The sequence below is a fragment of the Bacteroides gallinaceum genome (assembly GCF_030373775.1).
Classification (GTDB): domain Bacteria; phylum Bacteroidota; class Bacteroidia; order Bacteroidales; family Bacteroidaceae; genus Phocaeicola; species Phocaeicola excrementipullorum.
Map to the genome: position 1 here is coordinate 84193 of NZ_JAUDEN010000005.1, position 13964 is coordinate 98156.

Consider the following 13964-nt stretch of genomic DNA (forward strand, 5'->3'; position numbering starts at 1 on the left):
AAGAAATTAGCTTATGAAAGACGTTATTTCCTGTCGCCGAGTATTCTGAGCAGGTAGATGAACAGGTTGATGAAGTCCAGATACAGGGTGAGCGACCCCATCAGCGCTATTTTCTGTGTGGTTTCGTTCACTTCCACGTCATCTCCCGACAAAAGCTGCTTGATCTTCTGCGAGTCGTAGGCGGTCAGTCCCACAAAAAGCAGCACGCCGATATACGAGATGATGAGGTCCATCATGGAGTTTTGCAGGAAAAGGTTGACCAGCGAAGCGATGATCAGTCCGATAACTCCCATGATGCACAGGCTTCCGATGCGGGTCAGGTCTTTTTTGGTGACATAGCCGTAGAGGGCTGTAGCTCCGAACGTGCCGGCCGTCACGAAGAAGGTCGTGGCAATCGAGCTCATGGTATAGACCATGAACAGAACCGACATGGTGACACCGTTCAGCACAGAATAGAGGATGAACAGGATGGTTGTCGTTGTGAAGCTGATGCGGTGGATGCGTGCCGAAAGAAACATGACCAGTCCCACTTCTGCGATGAGAAGAATCCAGAACATCATGGAGTTCTGTGCCATTGCGTTGATCAGTGTGTAGGATTTGGCTACATAAAGCGCCACAAAGCCAGTGATGGCCAGAGCCAGTGTCATCCATACGTATACGCTGCGGAACAGGGCGGTCTGGGCTGTCCTGTTCGCTATGCTTTTCACTAAATTGTTTGTTTCCATATTGAAAGTTGTTGGTTAGATGTTTTTTTATTTGTTGAAATGGAGCGTATGTCCCATCCGGTCTTTTTTGGTATGGAGATACCGCTCGTTGAAAGGATTCGGCGTCACTTCGATCGGAACGTTCTCTATGATCTCCAGTCCGTAGGCCTCCAGCCCGACACGCTTCACCGGATTGTTGGTGAGCAGCCGCATTTTGTGGATTCCGATTTCGCGGAGAATCTGGGCACCCACCCCGTAGTCACGCTCGTCGGCCTGATGTCCGAGGCAAATGTTGGCATCCACCGTGTCCATTCCTTCTTCCTGCAGCTTGTACGCTTTCATCTTTTCCATCAGTCCGATGCCCCTTCCTTCCTGGTTCAGGTAGATGACAGCTCCCTTGCCTTCTTTTTCGATCTGCTGCATGGCTCTGTGAAGCTGTTCTCCGCAGTCGCAGCGCATGGAACCGAAGATGTCGCCTGTGGCGCAGGAAGAGTGCACGCGCACCAGCACCGGTTCGTCGGGGCCGAATGTTCCCTTGATGAGAGCCACATGTTCCAGGCCGTTGCTCTTCTGCTTGAAAGGAATCAGGCGGAAATGTCCGTAGGCGGTTGGCATGTCCACTTCCACTCCCTTTTCTACCAGCGACTCCTGCTTCAGCCGGTAGGCGATCAGGTCGGCTATGGATATCAGCTTGAATCCGTATTCGTCTGCCATCTGCTTGAGTTCCGGCAGGCGTGCCATTGTTCCGTCCTCGTTCATCACTTCCATCAGTGCGGCGGCCGGATACAGTCCTGCCAGGCGTGCCATGTCTACACAGGCTTCGGTATGTCCGGCGCGGCGGAGCACACCCTTGTCTTGCGCATAGAGCGGATTGATGTGTCCCGGTCGTCCGAATGTTTCCGGGGTGGAGTCCGGATCAGCCAAAGCCTTGATTGTGGCTGCCCGGTCGGCTGCCGAAACCCCAGTGGTGCATCCGTCCAGCTTGTCGATGGTGATGGTGAACGGAGTTCCCAGCACGGAAGTGTTGTTCGTCACCTGATGAGGCAGGTCGAGCTCTTTGCAGCGTGATATGGTAATCGGAGCGCACAGCACCCCTCTGGCATGTTTCAGCATGAAGTTGATTTTTTCGGGAGTTACCTTTTCGGCGGCAATTACCAGATCGCCTTCGTTTTCGCGGTCTTCGTCATCAACGATGATGATGAATTCGCCCTTCCGGAAATCTTCTATTGCCTCTTCAATTGTGTTGAGTTTCACTTTTTCCATAATTGAACTGATATATGTTTTTATAATAGTTTCTGTCTGATTCTTTCCTGGATATCCTTGTTTGTCTTGATGATGACCTTCAGGTCTTTGTCGAGGCGCACCCTGTATCGCCAGATGTTCAGCCAGAGCAGCAGTCCGGCCGGAACGACCACTCCGCACAGCATGTTGAGCCAGCGGTTGTCGAACAGGCTCTTGTGGGCTTTAACAGAGAGGAACGGATAATTGTTCATCATGTTCAGCAGCACCGTGTCCGTTGAGTTTGAGAGTTCTTCCACCAGCTCCTCGATCTGCCTGCTGATGCCTGCTATGGCATCGTCGGGCGTGTTGTTGGTGAAAATCCGGTAGTAGTTCGGCGGTCCGAGCAGCTTGTGGGTTGCGGCATAGTCTGCACATTCTGCACTGACTTTTTCCAGTTTGCTGATGTCTTCTGCATAGTCGGGCGTCTGGATGATGACTTCTTTCTTGAAGATGTGCCGCGACACCCGGATGCCGAACACCTTGCGGAAGAATGCCGCGTATACGTCGATATTGAACACCACGGAGTCTTTGTTTGATTTGTAGGTGAGGAATCCGCCCAGCGGAGCCAGGACGACTGTGCTCATCCATGTTCCCAGCACGATGTTCATTTCGCCGCTCTTCGCCACGCGCGTGGCTCCTGAGTCGATGATGTAGTAGAGCACGAATATCAGCACGGAAATGACGACCGGCATTCCCAGTCCCCCCTTCCGTATGATGGCGCCCAGTGGTGCTCCGATAAAGAAGAAGATGATGCATGCCAGCGACAGGGTTATCTTTTTGTGCCAGTCAGAGCGGTGTCCTCTGATCCGTCCGTCCACATCCTGCGTGGTGAAGCTCTTCAGCGACCATTCGGAGGCGAGCGACGCCACGCGGCTTCTGGTTGAGTTCAGTGTCTTGTATTTCTGCGCTGCGGTCAGGCTGTTGAATATGCTGTCGGTGTTGATGTGCGTAATCTTCTGTTCGGCCAGTCTGGTCGAATCCCTTGCAGTCAGCGGAGGCTCTTTGTATGTGCGGTCCATGGCCTCCTTGTAGAGCGAACGTCCCACGCTGTCGGCATACATGCTGAGCGAGTCGATGGCCAGCGATATTTCCCTCATGTTCTTGATGTCCGAGCGCTGGTTCAGAAAGTTTCCGTCCACCATTTCAAAGTTCGTGTCGAAAGCGATGAGCGTATGCTTTTCCTTGAAGGTTTCTCTTCTGTACGGCACGTTTCTGGAGATGACCGACTGCGAGCGGAGGTTTTCAAACTGTTCTCCGTTGTAGAGATGCAGGAAGAGGTGCTTCTTGTCGGCCGTCAGTTCCAGCTTTCCCTCTTCCGCCCAGATGATGTGCGCGTTTTCGAATCCGTCGGAAAAGTTGTAGATGAGCACGTCTTTCAGCATTCCGGTTTTGCGGTCTTTGTGCTTCACGTAAATGTTGTAGCCTTCGATGTCGCTGTAGAAAACCCCTTCAGGAATGTCCACTTCGGGCGACTTCTGTTTCATGGATACCAGGAGCGTCCACAGTTCTTTCTGGGCTTTCGGCCCCACCACATTCTGGAAGAAGAAAGAGAGCACGCCCAGGAAGAGGCAGAAGAGCACCACGGGACGCATGATGCGCAGCAGCGGGATGCCCGCCGCCTTCATGGAAAGCAGTTCGTATCGTTCGCCGAAGTTTCCGAATGTCATCAGCGCCGCCAGCAGAATGGCCAGCGGAAGCGACAGAGGTATCAGCGTCAGCGCCGACAGAAAAAAGAATTGCGCAAGCACGTTCATTTCCAGTCCTTTCCCCACCAGTTCGTCAACGTATCTCCAGAGGAACTGCATCATGAAGATGAACAGGCAGATGAAGAATGTTCCGGCGAAGAGCAGCAGAAAGCTCTTGAGAACAAATATGTCGAGTTTCTTTATGCGTAGCATCCTAAGTTTCGTGTATTATCAAGGTGCAAAAGTAGCATAAAAAACAGACACGGAAACAATGTTTTGTGAAATTTTAGGTTTATAGTCCGAAAACTCTCCGCAGCGTTTCGATCTGCGAGTCCCATAGCTCGCGCGTGTCGTCTTCCTCTTCGGGGTCTGCAAAGTCGGTCACTTCGAGCACGTGGTCGGTGGTCAGTTCGTTGTAGTGTATCTTGAATTCAAAGTACGTCTTGGCTTTTTCTTCATCGAGCCAGTGGAAGCGGATGAAATATTCCGATCTGTAGTTCACCACCTCTGCCTCTCTTGTTTCTGTCTTTCCCCACTGGAAGGTGAATTTCTTGTCTGTGCGCGTCACCTTGTCGGCAAACCAGCGTTCAAGTCCTGCCGGTGTGCTGATGGCATTCCATATGATTGTTCCCGATGAAGGGTTTAGCGGATACTCGATATGTATTTTTCGTTTCATGGTGTTTTTCTTTGGTTTTATGTAATGGCGGCAAATTAAAGTATTTTTTTCCGTACCGCATAGCGAATCGCTTTATTTTTTTCTCGTTGCTGGCGGATGGAGTAAAGGCCGGGTTGAAGCGGCTTGTTTTTTTGACCCGTAAAGTCGGTTGAGATAACGGCTCATTTTAATCAAGATGATGGGAAACATTGGACAGGATGACGGCTTATTTTTCGGAGGGAGTAAAATGCGCCCTGCTTTTCCGTTTTTCATTCCGGCGGAGGCGTGCAAATGTATGCTAAATGTTTTGTTTTGCGGTATATTCGTTTGATTTTGTCGGTAAAATGCATTAGTTTTACAATTGCTATGCTTGCATTTAGAAATGCATGAAAGCAGCCTTGTTGCTTTTTGAAAGTAAATGATAATTGAAATACATAACAAGATGAAGAAGATGGCGTTATTATTGGCAGGACTCGGCTTTTGTCTGTTGGGCCATGCAGAAGAACCTGCAAGGAATTTTTACTTTGCCGGATACAAGATCGTGCTTATTCCGTCGGACACGTTTCGCGTAGAGGTGGAAAATCCGGATCTGGGGATTCAGGAGATGAAAGACGGAACCTTGTCGTTCACCCTCAAAGACGCAAGCGGGCCGATGCCGAAAGATGTGGTGCGCATCTATACGAATGACGTTCGCCGCATCAGCATGATATATTCTGAGCTGATTGCAGACCAGCCGTTTGCAGTGGATTCGTTAAGCCTTTCTCTGGCTTCAGGATCAAAGGGCAGGGTGAACGTAAAGACAAAGTACTTGCAAGTATCGGCAGGAGCCGGCAGCCGGTTGCGTGTGGAGGGAGAAACTGATGTGTTTGATTGCACGCAACAAGGCAATAGCAAGGTCAGTACGGCCAATTTGAAAGTTGAAAAACATTTCTGATAAGGGCGCTTGCTCTTTGAATCCAGCCGGAGCTTCGCAAAAGCATGCTTCAGGCTGGATGATTGTCCGTACACCCTTTTTCAGGGCGTCGGAACATTATGGCTTAATTCAATTTTCCGAATATGATCTTCGCCGTTTCCACGCAATCGCCCTCTTGGGCTGACGGGTAAGTGTTGTGTTGCAAAGTCCACGCTTCTTCCAGTCCATAATAGTCGATGGATGCGGCAGGGTCTTCATCAGGAAGCTGGCTCAGGCGGTCGAGCCAGGTTTTCCAGCGCAGATAATAAAAGTCTTTCAGCAGGCCGTTCCATTCCCGGTGGGCATAGTCGCGCAGCCCTCCTTCGTTTGCGGCATGGCGGTTGCCCCAGGTGGTAATCTGCACGCGCGCGTTCCATTCCAGCCAATCTTTTTCTGCGCCGGTGTGTCCTAAACTGCGCGCCTGTTCTATCCAGCTGCCTACCTTGAATTCGGGGCGGGTGGCAAGCAGGCGGTCCTGTGCCAGAAGGAGTTCGAGAAAACGGTCGGAAGCCTGTTTGAGCAGCTTCGGATCTCTTGCCTCATACGCGGCTCTTACCACTTTGTAAATCAGTCTGCCTTTTTCGGCGACGGCCTGGCGCACAACATCAATCAGGTCGTACTCAAAGTTGTTGTTGCCTTTAAACCGGTCTGCCTCTTCCACAAACATGCTTGCCGCACGGATTACTTCAAGCGGATTGTAGTAGTCGGACATTTCTGACCACGAAGAAACTTGATATACCTTCAGCGAGGGGCGGGCACAGAAAACGGATTCGTGTGTGCCTTGCTGGGTGGAGCGGGCAGGGCAGTTGTAGATGGAGTTTCCGAGCAGCACCCAGGCCTCCCAGAGGCGCGGCGAGAACTTTCCGTAGCGGGCCGAAACATAGCCTTTCAGCCATTCGTCTTTCGAGAATCTGGCCGGGCGCCAAGGCAGTTCGCACAGCAGCTCGTACATCACCGGATTGTTTTCCGTGCCTTCCATGGTAATGCCTACTCCTTTCAGCGAATTTCCAAAAGGACTTTCCGCGGCTTTGTAGTACTCGTCGATGACATGCTGCATCTTGCCGTGGAGTCCCACATTTCCGCCATAGTTCAGCAGCATGCAGTAGAGCCATTGGTGCCCGTCGAAACCGTTTTTCCGGTACCAGGTGGATTCGGGATCACCCCATTGCGGGCGGCTTTCGGAGTAGAGGTCGAGCACGATGAGGTCACCCTTCGGTATGTTCTTTATCATTTGCGGCCGTGGATTTGCTCCCCATGCCTGTATTACCCAGGTAGCGTTGGGGTTGTTCTTCTTCATAGCCTTCCAGATGGCTTGTCCGGCAGCGTCCAGATCTACTCCTGCCACCTTTCCGCCTTCGTGAAAAGGATCCATGCTGTAGTAGTCTGCCTTGCCGAACAGGCGGTTCATTTCCTTGTAGTAGAGTTCTGCTATCTCCTGAAAACGTTCGTCGGTGGGTTGCAGGAATGCGGGACGGTTGTAACCGTTCCAAGTGCCGGGATCAGTCACGTTTACGCCCAGCTTCTCCCTGGCGTTATGGGGAAGCATGCCCGAATAGCCCGGCAGAATCGGCTGGATACCATATTCGTGCATGCGTTTCAGTATCTTCTTTTGCAAGGCTATGCGGCTTTCATACCAGGAGTCGGTGTTCGGTCCTCCCCATCCTTCGAGGTTATTCATCAGCCACCATGCCTGGAAGCCCGGGCCGGCAATGAACTCGTTTGCCTCTTCTTTCGAGTAGCCCAGCTTGAACAATACGTTGCGCCACACGGCGTCTGCACCCACCAGCGCCAGCGAAAGGTTGATGCCGTGGAGTGCCATCCAGTCTATCTCTTTCTCCCAACGTTTCCAGTCCCAAAATGCCATTGTGTATGAAAAAGTGCAATAATTGAAGTCGTAGCGAAACGTGCTGGCGGTTTCATGACGCTCTTTGTGCGGCACGGCCGGCAATACAGCGGGGAGCTGGGCGCTCATATTGTTCCACGACAAATGCACCCCTGCATGATATTTCAGATACCAGTTTATTCCCGTGGCGATGCTGACCGGGTTGTTGCCGCGTATGACCACTTTCTCACCCTTCTGGTCCAGCTCGAAGAAGTCGCTGGCAGAAGCCACCTGTTCAATGATGAATTTGCCGGAAGAACCCGGTGACACTCGTTCCAGCAGGCCCTTAACCGGTGACGCGGCCGAAACGGCTGTAAACAAGCAAAGCAATATGAAGTTAAAAGCATAAACCCGTTTCATTGTCATTCTTAAATTTAAAGTTGTTGGTTGTTTTAGTTCGTTTAAATTTTCCGATTCAGTATTTTTATCCTCCCCTTTTGCGTTTGTTTCCGGTCTGTTTCCCCGCTTTCACTCGTCAGACAGCCCGCTGTCATCCTCATCACACAAACGGAAATGCCTCAAAAACTCATCCCAAATCAGCACACGATAAATTCAAAATGCATGTCTTGGAGAAACGCTTTGGCAAGTTATCAAGAAAATCTTGAACGTGCAAGCGAAAATGGTTGTTGTAGTGTATATTTTTGGAATCGGAAAGCACATTCTATGGATTCGGCTGAAAAAATATGGGCATAGACTTGCGTAATTGAAAAACTTAGCTTACCTTTGCACCCGCAATCAGGAAGATGGCGGGATAGCTCAGCTGGTTAGAGCGCATGATTCATAATCATGAGGTCCCCGGTTCAATCCCGGGTCCCGCTACTTTTAAAAGATAAGCCGTTGGGTGGCTTCCACGCCTGGCGGTTTTTTTATGATGGCGGGATAGCTCAGCTGGTTAGAGCGCATGATTCATAATCATGAGGTCCCCGGTTCAATCCCGGGTCCCGCTACAGAATATAGAAAATTGGATATGAGGCATTTAAGAAAGGTTGTTTCTTAAATGTCTTTTTTTGTTCATATAGCTCCTTGTGCAAAAGTTGACCCTTACAGTCTTGAAACTCAGTGGTCGGTAAATTCGGAGAATAAGTTGCCTCGAAAATCCCTTTCTTTGCTTTTACTCATGCAGCGTTTGAAGATTATGAATGGTCCTGTTCTAAAATCCAATAGAAAATTTTGTATTTAGGAATTTAATATATACTTTTGCGTAAATGGCGGGAGGCATGAGAATTATAGCGAGAAGCAAGATTATTGAATATTACACGGAGCACCCTGATGCGGAAACAGCTCTTGAAGACTGGTTTCAGAAAGTGAAGAAGGCCGAGTGGACTTGCTTTGCAGACATGAAACGAATGTTTAATAACGTGGATAGTGTCGGCAACCAGCATTATGTGTTCAATATCAGAGGGAACAATCATCGTCTGATAGTGGTCGTTAAGTTTACGATAAAAACGGTATTGATTCGATTTATCGGTACTCATGCCGAGTATGATTTGGTAGATGCAAAAAATATATAGTATGGCAAAGATTCAGAATGAAACGGCTTATGAGGCGGCAATGGAAAGAATTGAAGAACTTCTGCCATTGACTGATGACAATACACCAGTGACGGATAAGAATCTGATAGAGCTTGATTTGTTGTCCGAACTTGTGTCGGAGTATGAAGATGAGCATTATCCGATAAAGCTTCCCTCTTTGGTAGATATGATAAAGCTCCGTATGTATGAAATGGGTATCAATCAGGCTAAACTCTCGGAACTTCTTGGCGTAAGCCCTTCACGTGTCAGCGACTACTTGACAGGTCGTTGCGAGCCTACATTGAAAGTTGCCCGTGATATTAGCAGAAAACTCAATATTGATGCGAATATAGTGCTTGGAGTATAAATGAAACAGACTTAAGGCAGCCATTTGCATAAGAATTGCACAAATTGAGAGGAAATGGAATATCCCGGGTCCCGCTACAGATGGTTAAAGACATTCAGAGTCATTTGCTGAATGTCTTTTTTTCGTTTCACTCCTGTTGCAGAAACCGCAGGATGTCTTCGCATCTGTCAGCTATCAGGTCGGGGCTGTATGCTTCCAGCTCGGCGCGCGGTCTGAATCCCCAGCTCACTCCAATGGTTGTGACGCCGGCATTTTTGCCCGTCTGCATGTCTACGCATGAATCTCCCGCATACACCGTTTCTTCTTTCTTGACGTTGGCGAGTCTGATGATTTCATTGATGACCTGCGGGTCTGGCTTGGAGGGAACTCCTTCGCGCTGGCCGAATACAGCCGTAAACCGTACGGAGGGGAAATATTGCCGGATGAGTTTGGTTGTGGCTTCCTGATATTTGTTGGAAGCTACGGCAAGCTGCATCCCGTTTTGCTGGAGCGTGCCGAGCAGCGCTTCGATTCCCAGATACGGACGGCTCAGGTCTGCGTTGTGCATATTGTAATAAGGAATGAAGCTCCCGCGTATTTTCAGGACGTTCTGTTGGGATTTTTCCCCTTCCGGCAATGCCCTTTCAAAAAGTTTGTTTATACCGTTTCCCACAAAAAAGCGGTATTCGTCGGTTGTATGTGTGGGATATCCGAATTGCGATAGCGCATGGTTCGTGGCTGCTGCCAGATCAGCTATTGTATCCAGCAATGTGCCGTCGAGGTCAAATATGGCAAGTCTTTTCATAAGGTCAGTCTTTTGTGTATGTTGATTCAACTCCGATGTCTGTGCATTCCGCTCCCATCGGCGGGTTTTGCTTGTAGAGGCTGATTTTTACCTCCATAACCGTCGGGAAATCCTTCAGGATGCGTTCCGCTATCCGGCGGGCTGCATGTTCGAGAAGCTTTGACGGTATCTTCATCTCGTCTTTAACGGCCTGGAACACCTCCGCATAGCTTACGGTGCCCTCCAGCCTGTCTGTTTCGGCCGCATGGGCGAAGTCAGTCTTCAGCCTCAGGTTGATTGTGTATTCGGCTCCCACTTTGTTTTCCTGCGGCAGGACGCCGTGGTAGGCGAAAATTTTCAGTCCGTTCAGCCGTATGTACATCTCAGTTGCTTTCATGTATGCATAAAATGAAGGCACGAACCGCATGCCGTCTGTTTTCCTGCAGGCCTTATGCTGTTCGTGCCGTTATTCATTGTAGATCAGTATTTATCCGCAGCGTGATGAGCCGCAGGTTTTGCAGATGAGGCACCCTTCCTGGTAGACAAGCGTTTCGTGTCCGCAGTTCGGGCATTTGATGCCCTTGGCTTCCGTGCCGTCAATCACATATTTCTTGAGTGCGCGTTCAACGCCGCTCTTCCAGGTGTTGATGTTCTCGTTGTCAAACTGCAACGAGCTTACCAGCTTGATGACCTGCTCGATCGGCATTCTCCAGCGCAGGACTCCCGAGATCAGCTTGGCGTAGTTCCAGTATTCTTTGTTGAACTTCTCCGACAAGCCTTCTACGGTCATCTTGTAGCCGCGCTTGTTTTCGAACTGGAAGTCATAGTGTTTTATGCCCGCTTCATCATAGTTCTTGATGATCCGTCCGTGTGTGACAGACTTGGGGAGCAGGATTCCTTCCTCATCGTCCTGCAGGCCGGTGAAGATTTCGTAAGGATGCCCGTCGAGCAGTCCCACAAAAGCAACCCATTTCTCTTTGTTGTTCTGGAAGCGCACCACATCGGCTTCGAGCACTTTCGGGCGCACTTCTACAACCTGAGGCGGTTTGCACCAGCATTCTTCTTCCTTTTCCTTCTTTTTGTCCTTCTGTGCCGAGATCAGCACGCCTGCACGAGAGCCGTCGCGGTAAACGGTGCATCCTTTGCAGCCAGACTTCCATGCTTCCACATAAAGGCGGTTTACGAGATCCTCGTCTACATTGTTCGGCAGGTTGATGGTGACGCTGATGGAATGGTCTACCCATTTCTGGATGCGTCCCTGCATTTTCACCTTCATCAGCCAGTCTACATCGTTTGAGGTAGCCTTGTAATAGGGTGACTTGGTTACAAGCTCGTCGATTTCTTCTTGCGTGTACCGCTTGTCGGGGTCGTATCCGTTCGCCTTCATCCAGGTGAGGAACTTGTGGTGGAACACAATGTATTCTTCAAAAGCGTCGCCCGTTTCGTCAACGAAGTCGATGTGTACATTGGCATCGTTCGGGTTCACTTTGCGGCGCCGTTTGTATACAGGCATGAATACGGGTTCTATGCCCGATGTGGTTTGCGTCATCAGGCTGGTTGTTCCTGTCGGAGCGATGGTGAGGCACGCGATGTTGCGTCGTCCGTATTTCGCCATCTCTTCATACAGTTCCGGGTCGGCTTCCTTGATGCGGTTCACAAACGGGTTGTTCTTTTCGCGTTCGGTGTCGTAGATTTTGAATGCTCCGCGTTCTTTTGCCATGTTGACTGAAGAGCGGTAGGCTTCAATCGCAACGGTCTTGTGCACCTGTTCTGAGAATTCGGTGGCTTCTTCGGTGCCGTATCTCAGCCCCATGGCTGCCAGCATGTCGCCTTCGGCAGTGATTCCTACACCCGTGCGGCGTCCCAGCCCGGATTTATGGTATATTTTCTCCCACAAGTGGCGTTCGGTTCCCTTGATTTCTTCGCTTTCCGGATCGGCGTCGATCTTTTCGAGAATGCGCTCGATCTTTTCAAGTTCAAGGTCGATGATGTCGTCCATGATACGCTGGGCCAGTGCAACATGTTTCTTGAACAGCTCGAAGTCGAAATAAGCTTCCGGGGTGAACGGGTTTACGACATACGAGTAGAGGTTGATGGCCAGCAGCCGGCAGGAGTCGTACGGGCACAAGGGAATCTCTCCGCACGGATTGGTTGAGATGGTGCGGAAGCCAAGGTCTGCATAGCAGTCGGGTACGGATTCGCGTATGATGGTGTCCCAGAATAATACGCCCGGTTCTGCCGACTTCCAGGCATTGTGTACAATCTTTTTCCACACTGCGCTGGCGTTGATTTCTTTTGAAACCATTGGCTTGTCCGAATCTATCGGGTATTGCTGCATGTAGGGGCGCTCCTCGATGGCTGCCTTCATGAAATCGTCGTCGATTCTTACGGATACGTTTGCGCCGGTTACTTTCCCTTCCGTCATTTTGGCGTCGATGAATGATTCCGAATCCGGATGTTTGATGGATACGGTCAGCATCAACGCTCCCCGGCGTCCGTCCTGGGCGACTTCGCGCGTGGAATTGGAATACCTTTCCATGAATGGAACAAGTCCGGTGGACGTGAGTGCCGAATTCTTCACGGGCGAGCCTTTGGGACGGATGTGGGACAAGTCGTGTCCTACACCTCCGCGGCGTTTCATCAGTTGCACCTGTTCTTCGTCGATCCGTATGATTGCTCCATACGAATCGGCCGGTCCATCCAGTCCGATAACAAAGCAATTGGAGAGCGAAGCCACCTGGAAGTCATTTCCTATTCCTGTCATCGGGCTTCCTTGGGGAATGATGTACTTGAAATGATCCATCAGTTCAAAAAGCTCCTCCGAACTGAGCGCATTCGGATACTTCGCTTCAATTCTTGCCACTTCGTTAGCAATACGCCAATGCATGTCAGCAGGCGTCCTTTCATAGATGTTCCCGAACGAATCCTTTACCGCATATTTGTTTACCCAAACGCGTGCGGCAAGTTCGTCCCCTTTAAAATACTCCAATGTCGCGTTATACGCTTCATCGTAGCTATACGTTTTTTTTTCCACGGTTGTTTATGGTTGATATAATAAATATTTTTCTAAAGCATTTGTAGAAATTCTGCCTTACAGATAACAAAGGATAGTGGGTGCAAAGCTAAAGATGTTTTTTTGAATTGCAAAATAAATCCAGAAGAAGTTGTCAACAAAATATGAAGTTTTCAGAAACTGTTTTTTAATACGCTTATATTCAGTATGTTATGATTTTTGTCTGTTCGTGAAGTTGTCAAAAATGATAAATTGTTACTTTTGAATGGTTGTTCAATATAAAAATTAGGCCACGGGTGTTTTATTCCATTTTTTTTGTATCTTTGTGGTAGTGTATGATCAAAATGGAACTATTATGGATTCAATTAAAAACAGACGTACTATCCGAAAATATACGGAGCAGGATATCCCCGCTGACTTGTTGGACAGCTTGCTGGAGGAATCGTTCAGGGCATCTACAATGGGAAACATGCAGCTCTACAGTGTAGTGGTTACCCGTGATCCGGAGATGAAGGCAAAGCTTGCTCCGGCTCATTTCAACCAGCCGATGGTTACTTCAGCTCCTGTTGTCCTGACTTTCTGCGCCGACTACAACCGTTTCAGCCTGTGGTGCCGCCAGCGTAAGGCAGAACCCGGATATGACAACTTCATGTCGTTTATCAATGCGGCGAGCGATACGTTGCTGGTAACTCAGAACTTCTGCACGCTGGCCGAAGCGTCGGGGCTGGGGATTTGTTATTTGGGCACAACGATTTACGATCCTGCCCGGATTATCCAGATTCTGAATCTGCCGAAACTGGTGATGCCTGTGGCTACCATTACGGTAGGGTATCCCGACGAGCATCCTGACCAGCCGGACCGTCTGCCTTTGCGGGCCATTGTTCATGAAGAAACATATAAGGATTACACTCCTGCCATGATTGACGACATTTATGCATACAAGGAAGCGCTTCCGGAAAACAAGCATTTTGTGGAAATCAATCATACGGAAACCTTGGCCCAGATTTTTACCGATATCCGCTACACCAAGTCTGACAATGAGTCGATGTCTGCAAATCTGATAGAGGTCATTAAAAAACAGGGATTCTGAGCATAATAAAACCCGCAAAGCTGATCTTGCTGCAGGCTTTGCGGGTTTTGTTACGTTGAGT

Annotated in this window: 12 protein-coding genes and 2 tRNA genes; 6 read left to right on the forward strand and 8 right to left on the reverse strand. The window is 49.6% G+C overall.

Going from position 1 to position 13964, the window contains the following annotated elements; genetic code table 11:
• Window positions 1-23: 23 nt before the first annotated feature.
• The 4 genes from QUW60_RS04515 to QUW60_RS04530 form a co-directional block, all read right to left on the reverse strand.
• Window positions 24-725 (reverse strand): Bax inhibitor-1/YccA family protein, encoded by a 702-nt coding sequence (locus QUW60_RS04515; RefSeq protein ID WP_289558730.1) that lies wholly within the window; start codon window positions 723-725, stop codon window positions 24-26.
• Window positions 726-752: 27 nt separating this feature from the next.
• Window positions 753-1967 (reverse strand): bifunctional 3,4-dihydroxy-2-butanone-4-phosphate synthase/GTP cyclohydrolase II, encoded by a 1215-nt coding sequence (locus tag QUW60_RS04520; protein WP_289558732.1) that lies wholly within the window; start codon window positions 1965-1967, stop codon window positions 753-755.
• Window positions 1968-1987: 20 nt separating this feature from the next.
• A complete protein-coding gene (locus QUW60_RS04525; RefSeq protein WP_258337744.1) occupies window positions 1988-3883 on the reverse strand; it encodes an LptF/LptG family permease in 1896 nt (631 codons plus the stop codon).
• Between the two features lie 79 nt (window positions 3884-3962).
• Window positions 3963-4346, reverse strand: coding sequence for an START-like domain-containing protein (locus tag QUW60_RS04530; RefSeq protein WP_258337743.1), 384 nt, complete (start codon window positions 4344-4346; stop codon window positions 3963-3965).
• A gap of 430 nt (window positions 4347-4776) precedes the next feature.
• On the opposite strand from QUW60_RS04530, the gene QUW60_RS04535 reads away from it, so the two are divergent.
• Complete coding sequence (locus tag QUW60_RS04535; RefSeq protein ID WP_289558734.1) at window positions 4777-5259, forward strand: GIN domain-containing protein; 483 nt, start codon at window positions 4777-4779, stop codon at window positions 5257-5259.
• A gap of 103 nt (window positions 5260-5362) precedes the next feature.
• Here the strand turns inward: QUW60_RS04535 and QUW60_RS04540 are convergent, their stop codons facing one another.
• Window positions 5363-7519: an alpha-N-acetylglucosaminidase gene (locus tag QUW60_RS04540; RefSeq protein ID WP_289558736.1), complete on the reverse strand. Its 2157-nt coding sequence runs from the start codon at window positions 7517-7519 to the stop codon at window positions 5363-5365.
• Between the two features lie 385 nt (window positions 7520-7904).
• Between QUW60_RS04540 and QUW60_RS04545 the strand changes: the two genes are divergently transcribed.
• From QUW60_RS04545 to QUW60_RS04560, 4 genes are all read left to right on the forward strand, one after another.
• Window positions 7905-7978: transfer RNA gene (locus QUW60_RS04545), tRNA-Met, on the forward strand.
• 54 nt (window positions 7979-8032) lie between these two features.
• Window positions 8033-8106 (forward strand) — tRNA-Met (locus QUW60_RS04550).
• A gap of 270 nt (window positions 8107-8376) precedes the next feature.
• Window positions 8377-8670 (forward strand): type II toxin-antitoxin system HigB family toxin, encoded by a 294-nt coding sequence (locus QUW60_RS04555; protein WP_258337740.1) that lies wholly within the window; start codon window positions 8377-8379, stop codon window positions 8668-8670.
• Between the two features lies 1 nt (window position 8671).
• Entirely contained in the window at window positions 8672-9037 is a 366-nt protein-coding gene (locus tag QUW60_RS04560) for a helix-turn-helix domain-containing protein (protein ID WP_258337739.1), read from the forward strand.
• A gap of 127 nt (window positions 9038-9164) precedes the next feature.
• Here QUW60_RS04560 and QUW60_RS04565 read toward each other — a convergent pair whose 3' ends face one another.
• From QUW60_RS04565 to QUW60_RS04575, 3 genes are all read right to left on the reverse strand, one after another.
• Entirely contained in the window at window positions 9165-9821 is a 657-nt protein-coding gene (locus QUW60_RS04565) for an HAD family hydrolase (RefSeq protein ID WP_289558739.1), read from the reverse strand.
• A 4-nt stretch (window positions 9822-9825) separates the two neighbouring features.
• Window positions 9826-10197, reverse strand: coding sequence for a dihydroneopterin aldolase (gene folB / locus QUW60_RS04570; protein ID WP_258337804.1), 372 nt, complete (start codon window positions 10195-10197; stop codon window positions 9826-9828).
• Between the two features lie 90 nt (window positions 10198-10287).
• Window positions 10288-12834: an adenosylcobalamin-dependent ribonucleoside-diphosphate reductase gene (locus QUW60_RS04575; protein ID WP_289558742.1), complete on the reverse strand. Its 2547-nt coding sequence runs from the start codon at window positions 12832-12834 to the stop codon at window positions 10288-10290.
• A 334-nt stretch (window positions 12835-13168) separates the two neighbouring features.
• On the opposite strand from QUW60_RS04575, the gene QUW60_RS04580 reads away from it, so the two are divergent.
• Entirely contained in the window at window positions 13169-13903 is a 735-nt protein-coding gene (locus QUW60_RS04580) for an NADPH-dependent oxidoreductase (protein WP_258337736.1), read from the forward strand.
• Window positions 13904-13964 lie beyond the last annotated feature (61 nt).